Raw genomic sequence first — 24,856 nt, 5'->3', positions numbered from 1 at the left:
CAGCACACTCTGTATTTATCCCTCATCCCTTTCTTCTCTTCTATGCAGGACTTTGGCGACATTCTCAATAATCAGGTGCTGCTCATTGCCCTCGTTGCGTGCCTTTCCACTCAAGCGGCAAAATTAATTGTCGAATTGGTTCGACATCGCAAGATCAATTTCCGCGTGCTGGTAGAAACGGGGGGAATGCCAAGTTCCCATTCTGCACTGGTGACGGCCTTAGCAACCGGAGTGGGGCTAACGGATGGATGGGGGAGTACAGAGTTTGCGATCGCAACGATCCTCGCCTTTGTCGTAATGTACGATGCGGCAGGCGTGCGCCAAGCGGCAGGCAAACAAGCTCGCATTTTGAATCAGATTATTGACGAGTTTTTCCAGGGCGAACACCAATTTACTGAAGATCGCCTGAAAGAACTATTGGGTCACACGCCTTTTCAAGTAATCGTCGGATCACTCTTAGGAGTAGCAATTTCGATTGCGGGACAATGGTGGTTTAGCGGTCGTTGGGCCGCGGTTCTTTGAAGCTTGGCAGAGCCAATTGGGGGTTGTCATAGCCAGGACGGCACAATTTTAATCTCCCGCCGTTCCTCGCGCGACTCGTCGATTAGCTCCCCCCAATTCCTGACAAGCTCACAGATGGCTTGAGCAATACGACCTGACGGCTATCGACCACCGTAGCATTGAAGCCTCGCTCGCTCAGCGATCGCACGATAGAATCCGCAATGCGCTGATCGGTCGTGTGAGCCGCTAACAGAAAAGGTCGTTGCCCGTAAGAAGCAAGCCCGATCTGCCGATTCAAAGTCTGGCTCACCTGTGCTGCCACTTCCGGGCGATTGTAATACTGCACAATCACCGCATAACCCCCTCCTAAGAGTTGTGGGTTGTACGTAGAATTAGCGCTGGAATCCCCTGAATAGCTACTGGGCGGTGTGCCCCACGGTTGCTGAGCGTTGATTGCTCCAGTAGAAGGACGAGCCACAAACGCAGACAAACCGACAGTTCCACTAAAGTAATTTGCCCAAGAGGTGGCGGATTCTGCACTGCGGAACCCACCGACCCGCGTCACGGTGTCTTGAAAGTAGTTGCAAATCGTGGAATCTGCGTTGTTGGAGAGCGTGCTACGCACCTTTGCCTGAGCGTCGGCAGATTGGCTCACCACAAGTACCAAGTACTCATCCGATCGCGGCGGTTGACAGGTCGGATAGGCTTGAGCAAGTCCGCTTCGAGCAGACATGAAGACTCCAGCAGTCGCAAGAAAAATACTTAGCGCTCCTCGGGAGCCTGGCAAAGCCAATCGTGTGGCTGCAAGTCGCTTTGTGATACTTCGGCAGGTAAGCTGACTCATGACAGTTTAAAAGGGGCTTAAGAAACAGTTTCTAGAGAGGCCAACGGCTGCGAAATGGTGTCCGAAGGTTGGAATTCTCCAGTGATGACATATTCTAGCCGTAGCTTGAGCCATGTAATAAATGTTTTATCGGTCGAGAGAATAGCGGCGGCTGGTTTCGGACATTCGGCTTTGATTTGTGCCATTTCTGGTGCTTCTAGAAAGGCAGGTTGCTTCACCAGCCAGAAGTCAATCTCTTTTTCTTGCTCTCCATAATTTCGCGTCCGTTCCTTCAGCACTTCATAGGTCGGCTCTTCTTCCAACATGAATTTTTGGCTGGCTAAGACGTAGTAGTAAGTTGTCACTTTAAAGGTCTCCTTGAATGGCGTGTTTCATGTCTCGCACGGCGCGTTCTAACCCGACTAGTGCGGCACGACTGATGATCGTATGTCCAATATTCAATTCTTCCATGCCAGGGAGACATGCAACAGGGTAAACGTTCCAATACGTGAGTCCGTGTCCAGCGTTGATGCGTAATCCGGCTTGGAGGGCGCGATCGCATCCTTCTTTCAAAATCTGCAATTCTTTCTCGCGATCGCGTTCAGTCTTTGCCTCAGCGTACTGTCCGGTGTGCAATTCGATGAATTTTGCTCCACTGGCAGCGGATGCTTCAATTTGGTTTGAATCCGCATCAATAAACAGACTCACCGGAATGTCTGCATCTTGTAATTGACTGACAATATGAGCCATGCGATCGCGCGCTCCCGCTACATCCAATCCGCCCTCTGTCGTGACTTCAGCGCGATTTTCAGGAACGAGAGTGACATAGTCGGGCTGGATGTCGAGTGCGATCGCGACCATTTCATCGGTCGCTGCCATTTCCAAATTAAGGTGAGTGCGGACAGTTTGCCGCAAAATTCGCACATCGCGATCTTGAATGTGACGCCGATCTTCGCGCAGGTGAACAGTGATGCCATCAGCCCCGGCAAGTTCGGCAAGAACGGCAGCGGCAACGGGATCAGGCTCCACCGTCCGGCGGGCTTGGCGAATGGTGGCGATGTGATCAATATTGACACCAAGGGTAGGCATTGGGGTCTCCGGAACGTCAAACCCTGATTGTACCGTTTCTGTTGAATGAGTGTTCCGATTTCTTGTTCTCCTGCCAGGTTTGAAATCTGGCGAATCAGTGAGTCTGATGACCACATCCCTCGCTGTTGTGATTGAGAAATTAAGGGTTATTGCGCTCAATTGTCCAAACTGTTTTGCTTTAATCAAAACACCAAGAGTTCCAGTACCTTTCAGCCTATAAAAAATTGCGATCGCTCTACTAAGCTGATTATTCAAGATAGGCAAACGGTCAGGATTCTCCATTCTCAACGCCATGACTGAGGAAACAGGACTTTGTTTTACGGCAGTCGCTGTCGCGCCTCGCGTGGAAGATCCTATCGTTTTCTAAATCGTTGAAAAGTCACATTGAAGCAATCTGGTATTTTGTTCATGACGACATCATGACTTCCGTCACACTATCGGAACGCGACAAGCAGTCCTCATCTCTTCTAATGCTTTGGATTCCTCAACTCACGCAGGATGGCTCCTACACCTTCTTTTCCGAAGAATTTGGTGAAGCGTTTCACAGTCATCAAGGGGCAAAAGCCGAAGCCTTTAAGAAATTTGCTGAGGCGACTCGGCTAGCTCAGAAAGCGCAATCCAGCCTTAAACTGCTGGATGTTTGCTATGGCTTGGGTTATAACACGGCGGCGGCGTTGGAGGTGATTTGGACAGTGAATCCGACCTGTCAAGTTGAGCTTTATGGGTTGGAATTAGATGCAACGGTTCCCAAGAGCGCAGTGGCTCCAGCGTTACTTCATCCGTGGTCGGCGACTGTTCAGAATGTGTTGACGGCGCTGGCAACGCATCATGTCTGCGTGCGATCGCATCTAGAGGCGCGATTGCTAATTGGAGATGCTCGAAAATCTATTCAAACTGTCCGCCAGAAAGCGTTTCAGGCGGATGCAATCTTTTTTGATCCATTTTCTCCCCGTCGATGTCCGCAGCTTTGGACGGTCGAATTTTTTCAGGCTGTTGCTGCCTGTTTAAGCTCAACTGGGTTGCTTTCAACCTACTCGCGATCGGCGGCAGTCCGCTCGGCTCTAATTGAAGCAGGGTTTCAGATTGGCACGATTCCTCTAGAGCGATCGCATCTGCGGCACGACTGGGCACAGGGAACGGTGGGCGCACTGAGCCATAACATAGCCCTACAACCGTTATCGCAGATGGAACAGGAACATTTGCACACTCGTGCGGCGATTCCCTATCGCGATCCAACGCTGAACGACTCGGCGGAAAAAATTTTAGAACGACACGTCCAAGAGCAGCGATCGTCAACCGCAGAATCAACGTCAAGCTGGCGAAAACGCTGGGGTATTGCGTGACCCTAAGAAGCAGGGGTGATATTGATTCGTAACAAAATCTCCCAATCTGATTCAGGAGAAATATTGCCATTAGGCCCAGGCTCTACAACAACCTTATACTTTGTTCCCTCAAGTATGTTTCTAGCAATTTCCTTGAGCCGACTTCGATCAAGCTCAGGACGTCTCAATAAGCTGGGGCTATCGTCTTGAATCTGATTAATCCGCAAAAACTCCCCAGTTTCGTTATCAATTGAAAAGTTGACTAGTAATTCCAAAACAGTCTCGCCCCGAAGATCACGAGCAGCATCAATTTGACTCGGCTCAATGTCAAATGACTGAAGCGAACTGATTATGGCAGCGCTTTTTGCACTCGTTTGTCGCGCCGAGGCTGGGATTTCGAGCTGACCAACGATCTCACCTTGATACGTTTGTGCGCCAGTTGGCAGGGGTTGCTGACCTGAAGAATTTACAGGAGGCAATGGGATTCCTGAAGCGGCTACGTCTGGCACTTTTGGAGTAGAAGGGTCAGATGGGCGCGAGTCTGGAGTAGATGTAGCAGGATTAGAAGATTGTGGGTCTGGAGTAGGCGCGGCTGGATTCGAGCTTCCGTCTGGCTGTGAGTCTGGAGTAGACGGACGAGAGGGGGGTTGCGGATTGGGAAGCGAATTGGTTGGCGATCCTTCAGAACTTGGCGGAGCGGGTCGCGTGGAGGGACTAGTAGACGGCGTGGGAGACGGACGGGGATCTTCTCGACCTGGTTCTGGGTTAGGAGTTTGCGATCTGTTAGAAGGCGTTTCTGGCGATCCCTGTTGAGCGGGTTGAGGGACGGGCGCTAGAGGCTGAGGAGACGGACTTGGACGTGAGCGAACCGGTGGCGGGGACGCGGTGAAACTTTGAATTGACGCTGTTGAAGACGGTTCAGCCGTGTCGCTTGGAGGAGGAGCATTTTGCGGCAACGAAGAACTCTTCGCTTCCGTATTAGACGGTGCGATCGCTGATGATCTGGAGATGGAAGCGTTCGGATCGATTTCTACAAATTCAATCGCCTTTGAAGATCTTGCGACTTGAGATCTAGATGTTTGGGTAAGGTACCACCGTCCAAGTAACAACATGGCTAAGTGTAAAACCAGCGACCCTGCCAGCACTAACAGCCAGAAGAGCGGAGAATCGCGGCGATCGGTTGCGCGATCGTAAGTCGGGAACTGCGCCATACGCCCTCAAGAAATCAGAGACTCAGCAGAATGAATTTTGCCTTCGAAGAGATCGAATGCCAGATCAACCCCTTCAGAATTCCTTCTATCCTAGTCTCTGATGGTGAGTTTCTGTTCCCTAAGCGATCGCTGGCGCTGGTACATGAGGATTGACGGAGAAGGTTAAAACGGTTTCATCGACCCCTTTAAGCTTCAATGGGCTCTCTTTGGTCATAATATCCTCGTCAAGATAATCTGCCACTGCCGCCGAGACTAAGATTGCACCCGGTTGAGCCGCTTCTTGAAGCCGAGCAGCAATATTGACGCTTGGACCAATCGCCGTATAGTCAGAGCGCTCCTCGCCGCCAAACATGCCTACAACAGCAGTGCCTTGATGAATCCCGCACCGGAACTGGACTCGGTGAATGCCTTGAGCTTCCCATCGAGCATTGAGGTCATCGAGAGCAGCATACATTTGACGCGCCGCCGCGATCGCGCGTCTAACCTGTTCGTTCGGCGTCAACTCTTCTGGTGCACCAAAGATGGCCAGAATCGCATCGCCCATGAACTTGTCCACTGTGCCGCCATTCTCGAAAATCGTGCGCGTCATGCAGGCGAGATACTCATTGAGCAACTCCGCCACGCGGCGCGATCGCAGGGTATTGGAGAGTTGGGTAAAGCCAACAATATCGCTAAATAGCACTGTGATCATGCGCGGTTCAGGGCGCAAATCAAGCGATAACTCACCTTTGGCGGCTCGATGTACCAGGCTAGGCGGTAGAAAGCGACTCAGAACAGAGCCAGTTAGATAGGTATTGAGCCGAGAGACGCGCTGTTCATTTTCTTTGAGAGACAGTAAGTTACGCACTTCTGCCAACAGTTCACGATCGTTGAACGGTTTGGATAGATAAGCATCCGCTCCTCGCTCAACGCCTTCAATGCGAGTATCTTCATCAGCTTTTGCCGTCAGCAGCACGACCGGAATTCCTTTCAAATCGTCTTGCTCTCGCAGCATCCGAATCAGGTCGAGACCGGATACCTTAGGCATCATCAGATCGGTGACAATCAGCGATGGACGCAGTGTTTGAGCATGTTCAAAGCCCTCCCCGCCGTTGCGAGCAGTCCAAACGAGGTAGCCCTGCTGTCGCAAAATGCCTGACACATAAGAACGCAAATCAGGATTGTCATCTACGACTAAAATTCTGGGCTGATCAGAACTGTGAGGCACAACTAATTCGGGGTTGAGCACATCTGAGGAATCTGCGAAGTCTTGCAGTTCGGTCTCTAAGTCTGCTAACTCAATCGAAGCCCGACCTGCTTGAACTTCAGCTAAGGAGTCTTGAATTTGCTCAGATGGCAAATGATCTGAGCCAGTTTGCAGGCGAATTGTAAAGGTTGTGCCCTCACCGTAGGTAGAGTCTACTGCGACCTGCCCGCCATGAATTTCGACTAATTCTTTCACCAAAGCAAGTCCTAAGCCTGTGCCCTCAAAGCTACGGTTAGTCGAGCCTTCTGCTTGACGAAATCGCTCAAACAAGCAAGGAAGCTGATCGTCGCGAATGCCAATACCGCGATCGCGCACCTGCAAAATGCACTGTTCGCCGTCCGATTGCAACGACACCGTAATGCTCTTACCCGCAGGTGTGAACTTCATCGCGTTGGAGAGCAAGTTGTACAGGACTTTATCAAACTTTTCGGCATCTAGGTAAATTGGCGGACAGTCGCTCAACTCGGTCGAGAGGGTTAGTCCCTTTTTCTCACAATAGGCGCGGAAGGTCTCGACAATTTGAGCCACAAAGTCTGTCAAGTTGCACGCTTGAAACTTAGGCTGCATTCTTCCAGCATTGAGGCGCTGTAGATCTAGAAGTTGATTGACCAATCGAAGCAGACGACGAGAATTTCGCAACGCGATCGTCGATTGCTCAAAGGATAAGCCTTGCTGCTGAGCCACTGCCCCTTCAAGCGGTCCGACCATCAGCGTCAGGGGTGTGCGGAACTCGTGGGAGATATTTTGAAAGAACTCCGTTTTTTGCCGGTCGAGTTCGATCAATTTCTCGGCTTGGTTGCGCGTGGTTTCGTAAAGGCGCGACTGCTGCACTGCGATCGCGGCTTGAGCCGCAACCGACTGAGCCAGCTGAATCTCCGCCGCTTGCCAATAGCGAGGATAGTGATTTTGCCGCAAAGAGATGCTGCCAATAATTTTGCCGTCTGCAATCAACGGAACGACCAGCAGCGCACAAGTGGGTGAGCGAAACTCCAGATGATCCATTTCTGGGTGGTTCGCCAAACTATTGAGAACAACTGGCTGTTGCGTCGCCATTAGCTGTTGCAGAACCGGATTACCTGCAATGGGAATGCTTGACTCAGGTAATTCATACTGTTCCGGTGGTGATTGCCAACTGCCATCATGCAAACCGACACATTCAACAAATTCATCGTCTTCTGTCCACAGCGATAGAACACAGCCATCGACTTCTAAGCCCTGTCCGAGTTGTTGGGTGATCGCAGAAAAAATCTTTTGCCGATCAAGACTCGATCGGATCGCAGTTGTGATGGTATTGATCAGTGCTTCCCGTTTTGCCAGTGCCCGGACTTTTTCATAAGCGCGAGCTTGAGAGAGCGCTAAGGCAGATTGATCCGCCACCATGCCCATCAGTTCTACTTCTTCTTGTTGCCATTGGCGCGGTTCACCACACACATGAAGCGCCAGAACTGCCATCAGTTCAGATTGAAAGGCGAGCGGCACAATCAGGCTAGAGCGAATGCCCGTCTGCTGATAGAGCGGCTGAAGACTATCCTGCTCCATTCGCAGATCGCTTTCGCTGTCTTGAATGACTTCAATCTGAGATGTTTTCCAAATGGGAGGAACAAAGGAGGTCGGTTCTTCTATTCCAGAAGCAGAAAATCTAAAGTCTTGAGCGTCAAACTCACCATCTTTTACAGACCGAACGATCGCATGGCTCACTTCTAAGGTGCTGCCAACTTTTTCAACGATCGTTTGCAAAATTTCCTCATAGCTCAAGGCACTACGAATTGTGCCAGTGACAGCATTAAGCAGCGATTCTCGCCGTAAGGTGCGTCGCAGCTCTTGAGTTCTGGCTTTCAGAACATTGTGCGTATCTGCGGCTTGTCGCACCACCAGTTTGAGTTCTTCATCATCCCACGGCTTCGTAACGTACTTGAAGACTTTGCCGGAGTTAATCGCTTCTACCAAGTCTTCTACATCGGTATAACCCGTCAAAATAATCCGAATAATATCGGGATACTGAGCGGCGGTGAGGCTCAAAAACTCTGTACCGCTCATTAACGGCATGCGCTGATCGGAGATGATCACCGCGATATCTGGCTCTTGCTCTAATAGCCGTAGCGCCACTGGCCCGCTTTCTGCCTTTAGCACTCGAAACTCACGATGAAAGGTGCGGTAGAGCAAGTCAAGGTTATCTGGCTCGTCATCCACGACCAAGAGTTTCTGCTTTTTAACGTCAGGAGATATCATGCGTCACACTCCTGCTGTGAGGGCACTAACAGAAGAAACAGGCGTAGGCAGAGCGTACCAAGCCCCAACGCCCACCGGGAACACGGCGTGAATCGCTGCTTCATAATAGAATTTATACGGGTTGCCTTAATGGTTGGGATGCTGAAGGAGTCTTGCTCAGAAAGACGGCAAGAGGAATACAAAAAACGGGCAATTTGGCGCTGAGAGAACGTTGGCAGAAGTAGCGCATCAGCAAGGGGACAACGGGCTGATGGGAAGACACAATCTAGGGGGAAATGACTGTCTCCGTCTTCTTTAGTAAAGTTGCCCATCGCCCGCCAAGTTCTAACGAGTGTGAAGGAATTTTTGTGATCAAGATCGCACTAAGCAGGAGATCCACGTCAGAGAAAAGTCATATTTGGCAAGGCGTTGCCGAATATATGTCCTCTAATGGGAGCGAAAATCACGATGAAAAAGCAACGCTGCCGATAGCGGAAGAGAAAAAGTTTTGAGACTTAACACACTAGCGGTATGATGGGACTTATAAGACGCAAACCAGTTTGGGGGCGTTTTACCCCTGCTGCTGACTCTACTGTGACTGCTGTTGCCTTTACAATTGCCTTTACAGAGATTCACACCAGGATTTAGAAGGGATTCAGACTGCTCCCTAGAAACCTTTAGGGATTCGTGAGCTACTATTTCTTTGGTCACCAGAAATTATGCGCTGTCCTGTTTGTCATCATCTGGAAAATCGGGTTTTGGAGTCGCGATCGGCGGAGAGTGGGCAAAGTGTCCGGCGGCGACGGGAGTGTTTGAAGTGTACCCATCGATTCACGACCTATGAGCGAATTGAGTTTGCGCCGATTGTCGTGATTAATCAGAACGGAGAACGGCAATCGTTTGATCGCTCAAAGCTGCTGCGAGAAGTGATTCGAGCCTGCGATCGCACCCACGTTCCAGAAGCTGAGGTCGAAGCACTGGTGAGTGCGGTAGAGGCTGAGTTGCAGCAGCGCACTTACCGCGAAATTGAGAGCCGCGAAATTAGCGACTTGGTGTTGCAGCATCTGCGATCGCTCAGTGAAATAGCTTATATTCGCTATGCCTCTGTGTATTGCGACTTCGAGAACGTTGAGAGCTTTGTTGAAACCCTCGATCGGCTGCGGTCTAAACCACCTCTAAGAGACACGGAAATCAATCGATCAACAGAGGCAGAAAGCGCCGAACCTAGCCGAGTTTGATCCGCGATATACTATTTCCTCGGATTCGGCTTGCTATGCTAAAGGGTGCTCGAACAAAACAAAGAGATTAAGACAGGTTGCTCCGCATAAGCTAAGCGGTCTTGTGTCTAATTTTTGTTGACAGTCTATCGCGATGCTTCCTCATTCTCTATCAAGCCGGTCTTATGTTTCACTCTACGTTTTCTGATTCCCTGGAGACAGCGCTTGAGCATGAAATTATTGGACAGGTGGCAATCGGTCAGTACTGTTTAGCTGTTGGGTCAAAGCACGGGGTTTTACTAACGGTTACAGAGACGCCAGTGGCGGCTCCAATGCTAAGACCTACACCGATTAGCCAGTTGCCGGACGCTCCTAATCTGATTGGACGCCAAGCTGAATTAGACCTGGCGCGATCGGCATTACATACGCATCGAACCCTTGAGATTTGTGGACAACCTGGAGTTGGCAAATCAGCTTTTTTGCAACAGCTAATTTTGCATCCGCAAGTTAGCCCTAGAGGTGCAAATTCCGAAGGAATGGCTCAGCCGAATCGATTTTACTTCGGTCAACCGCTAACCGTTTCAGAGGTGTTTCAACACTTATTTGAGGCGTTTTATATGTCTCCTCCGGGTGTTCAGCGTTCAATTCACGAGATGGAGCGATCGCTGCGATCATGTGACGCCATTATCGCGCTTGACTCGCCAACCTTGACCGAGCCTGAAATCAATCGGATTAAAGCTGCACTGCCCAATTGCACCCTTATTGTTGCGTCAAGACGGCGAGTTGGCACAGCAGAGGCGACGGTTGCTTCGGGGTCGCCTGCGCTAATCGAGCTGTCAGGGTTGACCTTAGAAGAGACCCGCCTGTTGCTCGAACGAGAGCTAGGACAAGTCGCCTCTCACGGGCGCACCGTTGCTCCACTAGAGCAACGGCCTTTTGAACAGACCACGATCAAATCGCTCTGGCAATTGCTCGAAGGAAATCCGCAGCGATTGCTGCAAGCGGCGGCTCTTGTGCGAGAAGATCGAGTGTCTCTAGAGCAAACGCTTCAGTACATTCAGACCAACGAGCCGATTCGCACGTTTACGCGCTTGAGCTTAGCATCGTTGCCGAAATCCCAACGCTGGATTGTTGCGCTGTTAACAGCAATGGGAGGAACTGGGCTGAGAGCAGAACAAATTGCGGCAATGGTAGGGCCGCCTAATCCATACCCGAGTTTGCAGTCGCTTTTGCAGCGGCATTTGATTCAATGCATCGACGATCGCTATGTTTTGACCGATGGATTAGCCGATGTGTTGCAAACCGAGTTTAATGCCACTCCTTGGATGGAGCGAGCGATCGCATATCTTGTTCCTTGGGCAGAAGCCCATCAATCTCAGCATGACGTGATTTTAGAAGAACATCGGGTTTTGATGCATGCGCTTCACTGGATGATGGAGCAACGGCGGTGGAGAGATGGGCTAAGACTAGTTTCTGCCATTGAAGCGGCGCTTATTTTAGGGAACCAATGGGAAGCGTGGCGACAGGCACTGCGCTGGAGTTTGAAAGCGGCTTGGGCGCTAAGTGATGAGCAGATCGAAGCGTGGGCAATGCATCAATTGGGAACGCTCTCGTTTTGCCAAGAACGTATTACAGAGGCTTACGACACGCTAACCGAGGCGCTGAAAATTCGGCGAGCAAATTTAGGCAATGAACTAGCGACAACGCTAACTCGCCATAACTTGGCTCAGATTAAAGAAACAGTGTTACCTCCAAAACTTAAATATCCCACTCTCCGGCTAGATCAACGGCGCACTTACCGAACCTTGGCGCTGATTGGAGTGTTAGTGTTTCTAGCTTCGGTTTTGATAGGATTAGCCATTTCGCAGCGACTAATACAGAACCCATCGGATGGAGATACGCTTAACCCTGCACCCGCGCAAAAGTAGAAATTCAACAGCAGAAGGCCTCTGCTTACATCTTAAAATTCTATAGTTCGACAAGAGGCTTAGCGACTAGAGTTTCATAAATAATAAAGTTGCAGTTATGCAACGCTAGCTTGCACAGATTGTGGCAGCGCTTAGCGTTTTCCCTATGATTGGGAAACTCCTAAATCAGCAAGCTTTAGTCACATAGCAGCAATTCTAATCGCTAAGCTCTGTTCACCGATCTGACACTAAAATGATCTACGACTGACCAGGCGTGCCGAGATCCATTGCCTTTTTGACCGGATCACCACCCGTCTCTGTACTGCCCGAAACTGGATTCACTTCTCCAGCCATATCCTTGTATGCGCTCGGGTCACCTGTAGGTTCTGTACTAGTCTTGGTTTCTTCGGCTTCAGGAACTTTAAATTGAGGTGCAGTAGCGGCTTCAGCAGCTTTAGCACCTTCCCCAGTCTGGTCAACGCTGCTGACGCTAAGTTCTTTAGAGGCCTCATAATCTGCTGAAACATCAACGTTAGGAGCAGGACGATCGCCGCTCTCAATTTCTTCTGTCATTTCTTCAGCGTCGTAGGTCTGATTGAAATCTTTATTAGTTTCTGACATAACAAGCTCCTGTAATAAGTTAAGTCCAAACAGCGCACTCTTTCAAATCTGAACTTGGTGTCACCCTATCAGAATTGCACCCACTGTCTTAAACCTTCTGAAGGGGGATTTACGATCTCTTTCATTAGGAGGATTAGAGAGCGATCGCAAGGTCGTTCTAGAGAAAGGCGACGCCCAACGGTTAAACCTGATACACCTTGAAGCGACTGAAACGTTATCGCTGGAGAATAGATTATGGCTGAGTCTGCAAATCAGAACACAGAACGATCGGACTATTTAGATGAAAAGACATTGAAGGCAGTAGAAACGTATGAAAAGTTAGGCACGGACGACAAGTTAGCCCTGCTCTATTACGTTTACAAGAAGATGGGAGATTCGGTAACACCTGCTGACCCGACCGCTGCTGAACCAGAGCTGTCACCTCTTCTATCGGACACTTTCTATAATCTCTCGCATCAAGATCAGCTTAACGTAATGCGTGACATTGTAAATGGTGCTGACACTGAGTATTCTCACGCTTACGGCGCAATCAAAGAAAACAACCAACTGCTAATTTGGTTTGATTGGGCAGAACGCATGGGCGAAACGGTTGTGGGAATGCCAAGTGACTACAATGCAACCGACTCGGTGAATGCAAGCTTGAGTAGTATTGAAGCGCTAGATTTTGAGCAGCAAATCTCGCTGCTGCGGGAAATTGCTCACGGCATGGGTTACACAGATGTGAAACCAATTCCAACGCAAGCTGAAACGGGAAAAACACCCAGTCTATAAGGTGAGGCAATATCCATCGGAGCGAGTCTATCTTCGATGGAAGAGCTTCAGCAAAGCTTGTACCTCTTCAAACGTTAAATCGCGCCATTGTCCAGGAGTAAGCCCAGTGAGTTGAAGAGGTGGATCTGTAAGCGAAGTGTCGATCCTTTGGAGCTTGGCGGAGCCAATCGCGACTCTTATTAAGCGTAATGTTGGAAAGCCAACGGCAGCAGTCATGCGTCTGACTTGGCGATTTTTCCCTTCAGTGAGGGTGATTTCGAGCCATGATGTCGGAACCTGTTTCCGAAATCGGATTGGCGGATCGCGATCGGGCAGATCAGGCTCGGCAATCATCAATATGCGAGCGGGGCGCGTTTTATAGTCTTGAATTTTAACGCCCTGCCGCAAAATATCCAGTGCCTCTTCGGTTGGAATGCGCTCAACTTGTGCCCAATAGGTGCGTGGATGCTCAAATTTTGGGTCACTGAGGCGATGTTGAAGCTGTCCATGATTAGTCAGCAACATTAGTCCTTCGCTATCGTGATCGAGACGTCCAACAGGATAAACATCAGGAATTGAAATGAAATCTTTAAGGGTGAGTCGCGCTTGCCCTGGCGGACTGTTATCGGTGAATTGGCTCAGAACGTTATACGGTTTGTAGAACAGAAGATAGCGGTAAGGCATGAGTTAGAAGAGAAATCATTAGAGGTGGCGAATAGCTGGTTCTAGGTTAAGCAGAGCTTCGATCAAACGTTGATTTTGCGCTTCTGTTCCAACTGTAATTCGGAGCTTGTCATCCAATCCGGGCTGGTTGAAGTAACGAACGAGAATACCTCGATCTTTCAGTCCTAAATACAAGTCTTCTGCCTTCTGCATTAAGGGAGTTGCAAGAACAAAATTCCCGTGAGACTCGCTTACGGTAAACCCTAAATTCTTGAGATCGACCGTCAGTTTTGCGCGTGATGTTTTGACTTTCTGAGCGCACGCATCTTTATAAGCTTGATCGCGCATAGCGGCAGTGCCGACTAAGGTTGCGATCGCGTCGATGTTATAACTATCTTTCACTTTAAACAATCCTTCTAGCAAGGCTGGATTCGCAATTCCAAACCCCATTCGCAATCCGGCTAGCGAATATCCTTTCGATAGTGTTCTTAACACAATCACGTTTTCATGTTGAGATACTAACGGAAGCGCAGAATAGTCAGCAAAATCAACGTAAGCTTCATCGATCGCTAATACGCCTTGTAGACGTGTCGCTAACTCATGTAAATCATCGAGCGGAACAACATGCCCGGATGGACTATTGGGAGACGCTATAAACGTCACTGCACCATTGGCGGCAACAAGATTGTCAATGGGTAATTTGAAGTCTGACGAATAGGGAATCTCAACGACTTCCGCAGGCTGCATTGCGGATAGCGTGCGGTACAACACGTAGGTTGGAGTTGGATAAACAATTGTGCGATCGCGCCCTTCTCCGCAGGCTCTCACCAACACGTTAAGAATGTCATCACTACCATTTCCGACGATCACCCATTCGGGCGGTACATTCAATGCCTCACTCACGGCCTGACAAAAATCTCGCGCAAACGGATCAGGATAGCGACGTAACCACTCACTATCGAGATTGTGAAGAACTTCTAGCGCTTTAGGAGATGGCGGATAGGGATTTTCGTTCGTGTTGAGTTTAATGATTTGGGTTCCGGGTTTGGGTTGCTCACCGGGAATGTAACCCTTCATAGCTGCGATCGCAGGACGAAAATAACTCATGGTAATAGCGACTAGAGGCAAGATCGTTTATTGTATGGCAGATTGCCCCAACCCACTCTGCTAGTCGATCGCACGAAAGATCACCCGCAGTCTATCTTTGGGTCGGCGAGTCGGGATCTGCACAGGTTCTAAGCGCTGATGGGGTAACAGTTCCCATTCGTAATGCCGTAGTAAATGCGCCGCCACTAGCTTCATTTCTAACTTAGCAAACGCTAATCCGATACACACTCTAGAACCGCCTCCAAACCCAATCAGACTAAACGGCTTTTGCTTCGTGTTGTGCCAGCGATCGGGGTCAAATTTCTCCGGGTCGGGGTATACCTCTGGTAAGCGATGCGTATGCAGAATCGAGTACTGCGCTAACCACCCTGCCGGAACAGAATAGCCATTGAACTCAAATGGTTTAACAACGCCTCGAAAGCCTCCAGCAACTGGGGGATGCAAGCGCTCGATTTCATTGAATATCTGATCGAGATAGGGCATTTTGCTTATCTGCTCTAAGGTCACAGCATCACTAAATGTCTGCTGTTCTGCTTTTGCTTTTTGATACACATCTTTGTTCCTGGCTACCTCTAGCGCGAACCACGTGAGCATTGACGTTGTGGTTTCATGTCCTGCAAAAAGGAGTAACATCGCTTGCGCTCGAATTTCTTCAAAACTTAGGCGATTTCCCTCTTCATCTTGCGCGTCTAACAATAAACTCAACGCATCGTCAGTGGGGTTTTCTTTTCGTTGATTAATTACAATAGCAAGATGATCTAAAAGGGCGTTTCGAGCGGCGAGAGACTTCTTAAACTGACTTCCGGGAAGATTTGGAAAGCTAAGCAACCCGCTTGTTAAGGTGGTAAACAATTGGCTTAAGCGTTCTGTTTCTTTACCGGGTGGTGTTCCTAGAAAAATTTGACTGGCAATATCAAAGGTCAGTTGCTTAAATTCTTCATACCATTGGAGAGTCTGCTGTTGTTCCCATTTCTTCAAATGTTGCTGCGTGATCTCTTCCATTGATGAAAAATATCGCGCTAATGCTGCTCCATGAAACGCAGGCATCATTAGCCGTCGATTTTTGCGATGTTCTTCGCCCTCTTGCACAAACAGCGATCGCCCCAACAAAAGTTTGAACGTGTCAGGCCACCCATCTCTCCACGAGAAATTGTCAAATCCGCTAGAGAGCAGAAACTCCACGGCATCCGGCCCGACCATAAACACGGTCGGTCTGCCAATGATATGGCTTTTGAACACCGAACCGTGGCGCTGATAGCGTTTCTGCACAAAATTGCGATCGGTTAGAAACTGGAGCGTTTCACCAATGAACGGTAATCCCGTTGATCCGGGAGGTAGAGAAGATGCCATAGGTCGATGAGTAAGGGAATATAAGAGTTTCTTTAGGTTTCGAGCAATTCTGGCAAATACACTATAAATGACACCTCAAGGAAATAGCTGTGCCGACTCCGCGTGTAATCTGTCTAGGCGAAATTCTATTTGATCGTATTTCCAACCAACCGGGACGTCCGCTCGAAGCGGTCACGTCTTGGACATCTTACCCCGGAGGTGCGCCTGCAAACGTTGCCTGTGCCCTAGCAAAATTAGGTACTCCAACAGCGTTTGTCGGCTGTATTGGAGAGGATGAAGAGGGGCGATCGCTCGTCAAATTGCTGGAGACGGTTGGGGTTGATACGAGAGGAGTCCAATTCCACCCTACGGCTCCGACGCGCACTGTGCTTGTGTTGCGCTCGGATAGTGGCGATCGCAGTTTTGTTGCTTTTGGTGACCAGCGCTCGTCCGACGAATTCGCCGATACTCATCTCCAAGCCGAGCACCTGCCCGTGGAATTGTTTCAACAGGCAGATTACCTCGTTCTTGGCACACTGGAGTTAGCGTATGGGGACAGCCAAGCCGCGATCACACAAGCGCTATCTCTTGCCGAACAGTTTTTCGTCAAAATCGTACTAGATGTCAACTGGCGTCCGGTATTTTGGAACGATCCGGCGGCAGCACCACCGCTAATTCACGAGATGATCAAGCGCGTTGATTTTCTTAAACTGGCAGAAGAAGAAGCCGAATGGCTGTTTGGAACGACGGATCCGGGCGCGATCTCATATCGGCTCGGTTCGCTTGAAGGCGTGCTAGTCACCAAAGGGGAACACGGTTTAGCCTACTGCCTAGGAACCAACGAAGGCGCAATTCCCGCTTTCAAGGTTGACGTTGAAGATACGACCGGAGCTGGAGATAGTTTTCTAGCAGGATTTGTGCATCAACTTTGCCACCATAATTTACAAGACTTTAAAGATCCGCAAGTCGCGCGACAAGTGGTGCAGTATGCCAGTGCTGCCGGGGCATTGACAACGGTTCGAGCGGGCGCGATCGCGGCTCAGCCAACATCTGAAGAAATTTCAGCCTTCTTATATTTACATGAACAAACAAGCTAAGGGGCCATGATGGAAATTGAGCGTAAATTTTTAGTGAGCAACGACGATTGGCGCACCCTATCCACCGGAACGCTCTATCGTCAAGGCTATATTCCAACCACCGACCAACGGACGGTGAGAGTCAGAATTGCCGGTCAGCAAGGCTTTTTGACGATTAAGGGAAAAACGCAAGGCATTTCGCGATCGGAGTTTGAATATGAGATTCCCCTTGAAGATGCCGCGCAACTGCTCGATACGCTCTGCGATCCGCCTCTGATTGAGAAACATCGCTACCGAATCCCTCTAGATGGATTAGTTTGGGAGGTCGATGAATTTTCGGGTGAAAATGCGGGACTGATCATCGCGGAAGTAGAGTTGACTGATGAAGCCCAAGCGATCGCGCTTCCCAGCTGGATTGGACAAGAAGTGTCTAGCGATTCGCGGTATTACAATTCAAATTTGGCGAAGCACCCCTTCAGGCACTGGCACTAGCCGTTCCTCATTCCTGCAAACATTGCGAATTACCGATTACAAATTAGGCTTGGTTATGTCACAAAAATTGCCAGGCACATCCTAACTTGATTTTTGCAACACAACCCGCCGTCATTCTATTTCTCCTGCTTTTCCCAACTTTGAATCACTTGCCGTAATGCTTTGGGAAGATTGTCTTTTTCCAGGTCAATATATTGAACAGTGCTTCCCATCGCTTGCAGGGTTGTGGTCGGATAATCTGCAAATGCTGCGCTACTCAAATATCTTAGAGCATTGAGATTGCGGAACCGTTGGTTTTGCAAGACCTGTTGAAACTGCTGCACCTGCTGCTCTGTTAACCGCTTCAACACGACAGGACGAGAGCGAATATTTGGAGCAGTGACCAATCGTGTGAGCACACCGTCAGCCGTTAAAAAGGTTTGCGTCACTTTCCCTGAAAGATCTCCACTAATTGTGGATTGAAAGATGACATTAGGTTCGAGCGGAGGAATGACGTTTTGCTCTGGAATAAACGAAGGCACTAATCCACCCCGGCTGCCGCTCGCTGTTGGATTTTGAGCTATCCGGCTCCCCGATTGATCGAGGTGATATACCCAACTGCGATCGCCTCCCGTCAGAATGACTTGCCACCCTTGAAGGGCAATTTTGGTACACGCTTGTCCCGGTTTAAAGATGCCCAAACAGCCATCCCAAACGGCAGATTTAACTTCTGCAATGCGTAACCGAGACGCTGGAACCCGAACCTCCCGAGCCACTCTGCGAATCAGACGTTGACGAACGGCTGACGGCAATACGACGGCGTTAGATTGCGGTTCTAATCGGAGTGCGTTGGCGGTTTTGTCGGTTCGATAGACCCACGTTTGCTGTCCATCAGTGACTTCCACCCGCCATCCTTCTACTTGAGCTTGCAAGCAACTTTCCGCTGGACCTCCCAACCCCAAGCAGCCATCAGACCAGGTTTGCGGATTAAAGCTAGCAATCTTGAGATCCCGTACTGACACGTTGAGACGCTGTGCCAGATCTTGGCGAACCTTTTGTTCGACTGATTGAGGCAGTTGTAGCGATTGCTGAGCAACTTCAGCCTTAAGTGGAGCGCTCAGCGCAGATTGTCTTGATACGGCTGCACTCGATATTAGAAGCAGTCCAGTTAGCGCAACCGTTATGACTTGACGGGAGGACTTAAATGGTTTTTGGATTGTATACATGATCGTTTGCCTTATTTTGAAAAGCTCTGAGAAGCATTGTGGCTGAGCTCTAACTTAAGCAATCGAATGGTTTTTTCGGTCGCTGTTGCTGAATTTGCTACACAATCTCATGCGCCAATATTCAATTTACCTAATTACAACCTACTGATTGCGCAGACCAACCATGCAGACCGATCGCTGTTAATTCAACTCATTTGCACTCTTTTCTATAGACGTTGACTCCAGCATTCTTGTTGCAATGTCTGCGTTCTTTAAGGCGTATATGGAGGAAACTTTTAAGCAGGCCAGGAATTGGTTGAGAAGTTCACATGGTTGAACGCTTGCTCGAAGAGACGCCTTGTTTCACGGGCACAAGCTTTTCGCTTGTAGATGCCATGTATGCTCTGATATTTCGCCGCTAAATTTGATGCGATCGCTGACTTTGGTATTTCTGAAAACACGTCTAAAGTGAGCGCATGGGGACAATTGGAGGATCGTCCTTCAATTCACAAGGCATATAGAAGTAGAGCAACCTGGTTCGTAGGGTTTCATGATCTGAATGGAATAATTCTCATGAAACCCTCTTCTTCATCATTTCAAGCGTTTGTTCTGTAGTTAAGCTGTGAACTACTAGCTGCTACCTGACAAATTTAGCTTGATCCAATTGAAAGTTACCATCAACAAAAACCGAAGTTTCTGTCCCGGCCTCGTAAGTCACATTCTTGCCTTTCATCAGCAAGAAAAGTGGGTTAATAACTGCCGCCAACGCAATTACACCACCTGAATTTCCTCCTCCACTTTCTTGGCTTGCTCGAACTGCAATTCGTTCACCGCTCGTCAGGTCAACGTCACTGATCGCAATTTCTAACTTGCCTTTCCGACCCAGCATTCCAGAACGCTGTACTTTAGTGACAACGCCTCTTCCTGTCGCTCCTTTAGCAATCACTGTAGTATTGCCAATTCTAATGTCTTCAGCAACTTCAAATTCAATTGGGTCGTTTTGTTTCGCCGTCTTAGAAGAAACGGTTTGCTTAAACTTCATCTTGACCGGCGTTCCGTCCGCCAAGCCAAATTTCATGGTGCTAGTCGGCTTCTTAACTTCGACAGGTTGCGCTGGCATCGGAGTTTTTGTTGCCTGAGCAACTTGAAAAGATTGTGTGGTTTCCTTTAGGGTAGACTGGGTACCAATTGCCGCCGCTTGTCCCATCGCCAATGCTTCTGCGCCAATTAATAATGCAGAAGCGATTCCAAAAACTGTCTTCATTCGGGTAGTACCTTTGGTTACGTGAAAATGATTAAGAAGCTGTTGCGAAGCGAAACGTAATTTCCAACGCTAAGATGCACAAATTAGCCCAAAAGATGTAAAACCAGGTCAAGGGTTAATTACATCAAGTTGGCACAGCGAATCTAATGCTCTAGCTAGGCCCTCACGAAGTTAACCCGGATGGAAAACTTCGTCAATACTCTCTCTAAACAAATTTATGTAGTTATAGTTAAAGTCAAGTTATGCAGCTTTCGATCTATCAAGTGCGCGATCGATGCAGAGCGCAAGTCTAGCAAGACAATTCGGAACTTAACGAAACTAATCGTGACATCCGCACGCGAAACCCACAGCGTTTTCTAGCCCTTTAAATTCGTAATGCCTGCAACAGGGTATAAATTTCTAATTTTTCTTGAACAGCGAGCTAATTTTGTCGCCGACTTGCGAAATCGCTTGCTGAACTCCGCCTAAGGCTTTCGTCGCTGGACGTGTAGCAAGTTCGATCGGCTCATCCTTGTACTCTTTTAAGCGATAGCCATATTCCAAATTCTCTTTATTTTTCTTGAGAATCGGAAATAGGCGAAATGCGCCCTTTAGCAATTCTTCTTCGTTGCCATAGATTGCCGCATTAATTTGGTTAGAGCGTTTCACCGCGATCGCGCCCACCGGAAACCACGGCTTTTTATCTTTGACCCGCATGTAAATCTCATATTCCGGTAGCCCGCTCGACTTAAATTCGTCATACTGCTTTGAGGCTTTCTCTCGCTTTGATGCGCCCTGAGACTGCTTTTTCTCTTGGTGAACTTTCTTGCCAAATCCGGGGGTGGTCATCGCAGTATATGAATGTCATTAACAAAAGTTTACGGCATTTTTTAGAAAATTAGAAATTTTACGGCAGTCATTTGAAAAAGATGCCAATAAGATCACTCACTTTAAGGCCCAATTAGTGAGGCATGACATAACATCAAACCAGTCGTTTTGCAGGAAGTTTAGTGTTTCTAGTTAAAGACTCAAGTCACTCTCGTGAAGAGCGAATTAAGCAATTTTTAGCTGAAGATCCTTCATTGTCAGCCCTTCTTGCGGTGATCCACTTTGAGTGGACGGTTCGGCGGGCAATTATTGCGCTCGGGACTTCTCCCAATGTGGCGATACGAGGAGATTTAAAGAAGCGTGGTCAGGGACTCGAGGGGTACAAAGATATCTGGAAAGACGAAGTTTTTCTGAACGAGAAGGTTCAGCTACGTCTCCCTGAAGTCGTGCAGAACTGGGACGGTCTGGGTAAAGCTTTCCGCTTGCGTCACCGACTAGTTCATGGTGTTGCTTCTTGTGATGCAGAATATGCTAGGAAGCGGGCGCACTGGGCAATTAGTGCAACGAATGACATCAGAGCGGTCTGCATTGATAAAGGTATTAATTTAGATGCCCGTTTGCCTGTCAGGAGATGCACTAAAGCGTAAGAACGTTTCTCTATTAAGCAACGCCCTCCATTTCAGTGCTTGACTGACCTTCGATGCGATCCAGCAATCGCTTTCCCTAACCAGTTAGACTATAAGAAGTCTTTGCAGTCAGTGAGAGGAGCAGGAATGATTAGCCCGGATCAGGTTGAAGCGATGATCAAGGCTGGGTTGCCAGATTCTCAAGTAAGCGTTGTCAGCCCAGATGGGGAGCATTTTGATGTCACCGTTGTCTCTTCGTCGTTTGAGGGCAAACGCCGTGTGCAGCAGCATCAGCTTGTCTATGGCGCAGTCAAGCAAGCGATGGCATCTGAAGCGATTCATGCCCTATCGCTCAACACCTTTACTCCCGAAGAATGGGCAGCAAAGCCCTAATCCATCTTTACTGAAGTTTATCCCTAAATAACCCTTATGACAGACACCAACGATCGCATCGACAATCTAGTTAAACAAAGCAAAATTGTCGTTTTTATGAAGGGCAGTAAGCTAATGCCCATGTGTGGATTCTCAAACAACGTGGTTCAAATCCTCAATGCGCTAGGCGTTCCTTATGAAACGGTGGACGTGCTAGAAGACCCTGAAGTTCGTCAGGGAATCAAAGAATATTCTAATTGGCCCACTATTCCGCAAGTGTACGTAAATGGCGAGTTTTTAGGCGGCTCTGACATCTTGATTGAGCTGTACCAAAAAGGTGAACTTCAGCAGCTTGTAGAAGTTGCTTTAGCATCCTAGGACTCACCAGAGGACGCACTCAGACAGACGTCTTGAAGCCGATCAGAGCCAATCGCAAAAGCGTCTGACGATGTTTCATGCAATTAGCGCAGAGTGCAACTTCCAGAGAAACCGCAAATCCACAAACCTCTGCCAGAACGTTCTAAAACGTCCTTAAAGAACGCGAAAGGGCGCTGATCAAAGCGCCCTAACATATTCCTTAACGATAGTCTCGGTCTGGTTCTGGCATCGTCATCTCAAAATTTGAAGGGTCATAGAGGTATCGTGTCAACTCTTCTTCTAATCGATGAATCTGGAATGGTTCCAGCGCATTAGAGTGACGAAGAGAAGCGATGTATCCCTCCATGTACATCCGGAGATCATCATAGCGATATCCCCGGTTCCAATGCTCAACCAGAGCGTCGGTGAGCCTTTGGTAATAGCGAATCGTGGGCGCGTCTTGAAGCATAAGTCCCATGTAAACGACGACGATGTCCTGTAGTAAAGAACTTACATTCCTAGTCTTAATCTTAACATCAACCCTTCTTAGCTCACCCCATGTTGCATAATCCTAACGGCATAAACTTAAGGTAGACTTTTTGGTTTGTGTAGGATTAGTCAAGAGCCTGGGTAACAGGCGTTACAAACCGATACTGACTGGCTTTGCTAATCTGAAAGGCAGCAAACTAAGGGAAATCAGCCTCCGTGGGAGCCTCAAACATTCAAATCGTAGAAGGGAACCCGCATCTGCGATCGCTTCTTGGATGGCATTTACAGCAGGCAGGATATCACGTCCATCAGTCGGCTGATTTGCACCAAGCACGAGAGATCTTTCTGATGCGTCAGCCGAATCTGGTAATTCTCGATTCTGACTTACCAGATGGAGATGGAGTGGAGTTCTGCCGTTGGTTGCAGCAGCAACAGTTGGCGATGATCTTGATGCTGTCGGCTCGCACGTCAGAGCCAGACATTGTAGAAGGATTGCGGGCAGGTGCCGATGACTATCTGACGAAGCCCTTTGGAATGCAGGAGTTTTTAGCCAGGGTAGAGGCTTTGATGCGTCGACGTCGGGCCTCCGCTCCGCCTGCTCATCTGGACTTTGGCGATCTCAAAATTGATTTGGTGCATCGCCGAGTTCATTTTAAGGGTGAGCTGATTGAGCTGACACCACAAGAATTTAGTTTGTTGTATGTGTTGGCTCAAGCGGGGGGAACGGCACTGAGTCGGTCGGAGTTGTTGCAGCGGGCGTGGCCCGATGCGATCGACAATCCCCGCACAGTGGATACGCATGTGCTGTCCTTGCGAAAAAAAGTCGAAATTGATCCCCGGCAGCCCAATCTAATTCAAACGGTTAGAAATGTCGGCTATCGGCTCAATCTTGAGCTGCTGAATGCGCCTTCATATTCTCAAAACGGGCATCAAGCAAGCCGAAAGACAGTTGCCTCGGGTCGCTAATCCCATTCTGCGGATTCTTCGGCTTCAATGCGGGCGATCGCACCTCTTAGATCCTGCCAATCTACTTGATGGGTCAGCAAATCTTGGATCAGTTCGCCTCGCTGCAAGTGCAGTACTCGATGGCTAAATTGTGCGGCAAATTCTAGGTGATGAGTGGCAATCAGAATCGTTTGAGGAAGTTCCGAAAGCAACCTGAGAAGATGATCTTGTCGTCCAACGTCGAGCGAAGTGGTTGGCTCATCAAGCAGCAAAATGGCAGGTTGACAGACTAGGGCACGCGCGATCGCAACCCGTTGCCGCTCTCCTAAAGACATTTGAAGTTCGGTGCGCTCTAACCAATCGCGAGGAATATGTAAGCGCTCAATCCACTCGTTAACGGATGATTCGATCTCTCGTTGTGGCATCCCTTTTAGTTTAAGGGAATACTGAATTGCTTCTTGAACCGTCATTCCTAGCAGTTTTGGCTCTTGCGAGACGAGCAGAATTTGCTGACGCAGAGAGAGCACTGGAATTTGGGGGAAGGGAATTTCGTCTAAATAGAGCGTTCCTTCAAGGGGATCAGCAAGGCGGTTGAGCAATTTTAACAAAGACGTTTTGCCGGCTCCTGATGCACCCACGATCGCGACCCGCTCGCCTTTAAAGACGTTGAAGGAAAGCGATCGCAGCACATACGACCCCATTGGAGGACGCAGTTTTTTAGTGGCAATGCGCCCTGCCGCGAAACTGATGTGTTCGGCTCGAAGTTGTGCGGTCAATGATTCCTATCCCAAACGGCAACGTTCTAGCAGTGTATCTAGATCTTTCTACTACTTTAAGAGGATTTCTGCCCTTTACCGTTTTACTGCTTTGATAACGGGTAAGACGAACCATATCGAGCGGCAACACATTGCGTCAGCGAGTTTCTCGCTTAGTCAGAGAAATATCATCCTCAAAGTTGTTGGAGAATCGATCGCATTCTTGCAACCTGGTGCTTTGTTCACGCTCCGAATAAATCTCTGCACCTGTAAGGCTATCTGTACAGTGACTAATTAAGTGTCGTCGTGACAAATTAGTGTCGTCTAGGTAAATCTCCCTATTTTCAAGCATTGCAGCGATTTTGATGCCTTTCCATTACCCTCACATACCCTGCTGGTGAGTGACACATTCACTGTCGTGTTCTAGATTTGTGACAAATTAGGGCTCTTCCGAGCTTTTGGTGAAGCTGAGAAAACGATTGCTGCACTACGTTG

General features: G+C 48.8%; 26 protein-coding genes. 12 read left to right on the top strand and 14 right to left on the bottom strand.

Features of this window, described 5'->3' with window-relative positions; translation table 11 throughout:
• The first annotated feature begins 42 nt into the window (after positions 1-42).
• Positions 43-522, top strand: coding sequence for a divergent PAP2 family protein (locus tag AC5JLB_RS24270; RefSeq protein WP_495876402.1), 480 nt, complete (start codon positions 43-45; stop codon positions 520-522).
• A gap of 82 nt (positions 523-604) precedes the next feature.
• Here the strand turns inward: AC5JLB_RS24270 and AC5JLB_RS24265 are convergent, their stop codons facing one another.
• From AC5JLB_RS24265 to AC5JLB_RS24255, 3 genes are all read right to left on the bottom strand, one after another.
• Positions 605-1,234, bottom strand: coding sequence for a hypothetical protein (locus AC5JLB_RS24265; RefSeq protein ID WP_495876401.1), 630 nt, complete (start codon positions 1,232-1,234; stop codon positions 605-607).
• Positions 1,235-1,362: 128 nt separating this feature from the next.
• On the bottom strand, positions 1,363-1,689 hold the full coding sequence (locus AC5JLB_RS24260) for an MgPME-cyclase complex family protein (protein WP_495876400.1): 327 nt from the start codon (positions 1,687-1,689) through the stop codon (positions 1,363-1,365).
• A 1-nt stretch (position 1,690) separates the two neighbouring features.
• Complete coding sequence (locus tag AC5JLB_RS24255; RefSeq protein ID WP_495876399.1) at positions 1,691-2,413, bottom strand: pyridoxine 5'-phosphate synthase; 723 nt, start codon at positions 2,411-2,413, stop codon at positions 1,691-1,693.
• Positions 2,414-2,832: 419 nt separating this feature from the next.
• Between AC5JLB_RS24255 and AC5JLB_RS24250 the strand changes: the two genes are divergently transcribed.
• On the top strand, positions 2,833-3,756 hold the full coding sequence (locus AC5JLB_RS24250; RefSeq protein WP_495876398.1) for a tRNA (5-methylaminomethyl-2-thiouridine)(34)-methyltransferase MnmD: 924 nt from the start codon (positions 2,833-2,835) through the stop codon (positions 3,754-3,756).
• Between the two features lie 2 nt (positions 3,757-3,758).
• Here AC5JLB_RS24250 and AC5JLB_RS24245 read toward each other — a convergent pair whose 3' ends face one another.
• On the bottom strand, positions 3,759-4,946 hold the full coding sequence (locus AC5JLB_RS24245; protein WP_495876397.1) for a hypothetical protein: 1,188 nt from the start codon (positions 4,944-4,946) through the stop codon (positions 3,759-3,761).
• Positions 4,947-5,064: 118 nt separating this feature from the next.
• A complete protein-coding gene (locus tag AC5JLB_RS24240; RefSeq protein ID WP_495876396.1) occupies positions 5,065-8,421 on the bottom strand; it encodes a response regulator in 3,357 nt (1,118 codons plus the stop codon).
• Between the two features lie 275 nt (positions 8,422-8,696).
• On the opposite strand from AC5JLB_RS24240, the gene AC5JLB_RS24235 reads away from it, so the two are divergent.
• The 3 genes from AC5JLB_RS24235 (at position 8,697) to AC5JLB_RS24225 (ending at position 11,545) form a co-directional block, all read left to right on the top strand.
• Entirely contained in the window at positions 8,697-8,912 is a 216-nt protein-coding gene (locus AC5JLB_RS24235) for a hypothetical protein (RefSeq protein WP_495876395.1), read from the top strand.
• A 207-nt stretch (positions 8,913-9,119) separates the two neighbouring features.
• On the top strand, positions 9,120-9,638 hold the full coding sequence (nrdR, locus tag AC5JLB_RS24230; RefSeq protein WP_495876394.1) for a transcriptional regulator NrdR: 519 nt from the start codon (positions 9,120-9,122) through the stop codon (positions 9,636-9,638).
• Positions 9,639-9,802: 164 nt separating this feature from the next.
• A complete protein-coding gene (locus AC5JLB_RS24225; RefSeq protein ID WP_495876393.1) occupies positions 9,803-11,545 on the top strand; it encodes a hypothetical protein in 1,743 nt (580 codons plus the stop codon).
• Between the two features lie 237 nt (positions 11,546-11,782).
• On the opposite strand, the gene AC5JLB_RS24220 is transcribed toward AC5JLB_RS24225, so the two are convergent.
• On the bottom strand, positions 11,783-12,145 hold the full coding sequence (locus AC5JLB_RS24220; protein ID WP_495876392.1) for a hypothetical protein: 363 nt from the start codon (positions 12,143-12,145) through the stop codon (positions 11,783-11,785).
• A gap of 234 nt (positions 12,146-12,379) precedes the next feature.
• Here AC5JLB_RS24220 and AC5JLB_RS24215 point away from each other — a divergent pair, with 234 nt between their 5' ends.
• Positions 12,380-12,916, top strand: a complete 537-nt coding sequence (locus AC5JLB_RS24215) for an orange carotenoid protein N-terminal domain-containing protein (protein ID WP_495876391.1) — start codon at positions 12,380-12,382, stop codon at positions 12,914-12,916.
• A gap of 27 nt (positions 12,917-12,943) precedes the next feature.
• Here the strand turns inward: AC5JLB_RS24215 and AC5JLB_RS24210 are convergent, their stop codons facing one another.
• The 3 genes from AC5JLB_RS24210 to AC5JLB_RS24200 are packed head-to-tail and all read right to left on the bottom strand — an operon-like array spanning position 12,944 to position 16,015.
• On the bottom strand, positions 12,944-13,579 hold the full coding sequence (locus AC5JLB_RS24210) for a pseudouridine synthase (RefSeq protein ID WP_495876390.1): 636 nt from the start codon (positions 13,577-13,579) through the stop codon (positions 12,944-12,946).
• 18 nt (positions 13,580-13,597) lie between these two features.
• Positions 13,598-14,665: a histidinol-phosphate transaminase gene (hisC, locus tag AC5JLB_RS24205; protein ID WP_495876389.1), complete on the bottom strand. Its 1,068-nt coding sequence runs from the start codon at positions 14,663-14,665 to the stop codon at positions 13,598-13,600.
• Between the two features lie 60 nt (positions 14,666-14,725).
• Entirely contained in the window at positions 14,726-16,015 is a 1,290-nt protein-coding gene (locus AC5JLB_RS24200; protein ID WP_495876388.1) for a cytochrome P450, read from the bottom strand.
• Positions 16,016-16,104: 89 nt separating this feature from the next.
• Here AC5JLB_RS24200 and AC5JLB_RS24195 point away from each other — a divergent pair, with 89 nt between their 5' ends.
• Positions 16,105-17,091, top strand: a complete 987-nt coding sequence (locus AC5JLB_RS24195; RefSeq protein ID WP_495876387.1) for a carbohydrate kinase family protein — start codon at positions 16,105-16,107, stop codon at positions 17,089-17,091.
• 6 nt (positions 17,092-17,097) lie between these two features.
• Complete coding sequence (locus tag AC5JLB_RS24190; protein WP_495876386.1) at positions 17,098-17,562, top strand: CYTH domain-containing protein; 465 nt, start codon at positions 17,098-17,100, stop codon at positions 17,560-17,562.
• 116 nt (positions 17,563-17,678) lie between these two features.
• Here AC5JLB_RS24190 and AC5JLB_RS24185 read toward each other — a convergent pair whose 3' ends face one another.
• The 3 genes from AC5JLB_RS24185 to AC5JLB_RS24175 all read right to left on the bottom strand — a co-directional run bounded on the left by AC5JLB_RS24185 (position 17,679) and on the right by AC5JLB_RS24175 (position 20,838).
• Positions 17,679-18,767, bottom strand: coding sequence for a DUF8738 domain-containing protein (locus tag AC5JLB_RS24185; RefSeq protein ID WP_495876385.1), 1,089 nt, complete (start codon positions 18,765-18,767; stop codon positions 17,679-17,681).
• Positions 18,768-19,383: 616 nt separating this feature from the next.
• Entirely contained in the window at positions 19,384-20,010 is a 627-nt protein-coding gene (locus tag AC5JLB_RS24180) for a hypothetical protein (protein ID WP_495876384.1), read from the bottom strand.
• A 399-nt stretch (positions 20,011-20,409) separates the two neighbouring features.
• Positions 20,410-20,838 carry an HHL1-like protein gene (locus tag AC5JLB_RS24175; RefSeq protein WP_495696142.1) on the bottom strand — a complete coding sequence of 143 codons (429 nt, stop codon included), beginning with the start codon at positions 20,836-20,838 and terminating at the stop codon, positions 20,410-20,412.
• A 161-nt stretch (positions 20,839-20,999) separates the two neighbouring features.
• Here AC5JLB_RS24175 and AC5JLB_RS24170 point away from each other — a divergent pair, with 161 nt between their 5' ends.
• The 3 genes from AC5JLB_RS24170 to grxD all read left to right on the top strand — a co-directional run bounded on the left by AC5JLB_RS24170 (position 21,000) and on the right by grxD (position 22,193).
• Positions 21,000-21,464 (top strand): hypothetical protein, encoded by a 465-nt coding sequence (locus AC5JLB_RS24170; protein ID WP_495876383.1) that lies wholly within the window; start codon positions 21,000-21,002, stop codon positions 21,462-21,464.
• A 126-nt stretch (positions 21,465-21,590) separates the two neighbouring features.
• Complete coding sequence (locus AC5JLB_RS24165) at positions 21,591-21,836, top strand: BolA family protein (protein WP_495876382.1); 246 nt, start codon at positions 21,591-21,593, stop codon at positions 21,834-21,836.
• 36 nt (positions 21,837-21,872) lie between these two features.
• The gene (gene grxD / locus AC5JLB_RS24160) at positions 21,873-22,193 is read left to right on the top strand and encodes a Grx4 family monothiol glutaredoxin (RefSeq protein ID WP_495876381.1); all 321 of its coding nucleotides are present in this window, start codon (positions 21,873-21,875) and stop codon (positions 22,191-22,193) included.
• Positions 22,194-22,392: 199 nt separating this feature from the next.
• Here the strand turns inward: grxD and AC5JLB_RS24155 are convergent, their stop codons facing one another.
• Positions 22,393-22,650 carry a DUF6761 family protein gene (locus AC5JLB_RS24155; RefSeq protein WP_495876380.1) on the bottom strand — a complete coding sequence of 86 codons (258 nt, stop codon included), beginning with the start codon at positions 22,648-22,650 and terminating at the stop codon, positions 22,393-22,395.
• 227 nt (positions 22,651-22,877) lie between these two features.
• On the opposite strand from AC5JLB_RS24155, the gene AC5JLB_RS24150 reads away from it, so the two are divergent.
• On the top strand, positions 22,878-23,627 hold the full coding sequence (locus tag AC5JLB_RS24150) for a response regulator transcription factor (RefSeq protein ID WP_495696147.1): 750 nt from the start codon (positions 22,878-22,880) through the stop codon (positions 23,625-23,627).
• Here the strand turns inward: AC5JLB_RS24150 and AC5JLB_RS24145 are convergent.
• The gene (locus tag AC5JLB_RS24145; RefSeq protein ID WP_495876379.1) at positions 23,624-24,382 is read right to left on the bottom strand and encodes an ABC transporter ATP-binding protein; all 759 of its coding nucleotides are present in this window, start codon (positions 24,380-24,382) and stop codon (positions 23,624-23,626) included. The two genes, AC5JLB_RS24150 and AC5JLB_RS24145, sit on opposite strands and share 4 nt — an antisense overlap.
• Positions 24,383-24,856 lie beyond the last annotated feature (474 nt).

Source organism: Myxacorys chilensis, assembly GCF_059505265.1.
This window is presented reverse-complemented; position numbering and strand designations above follow the sequence as displayed.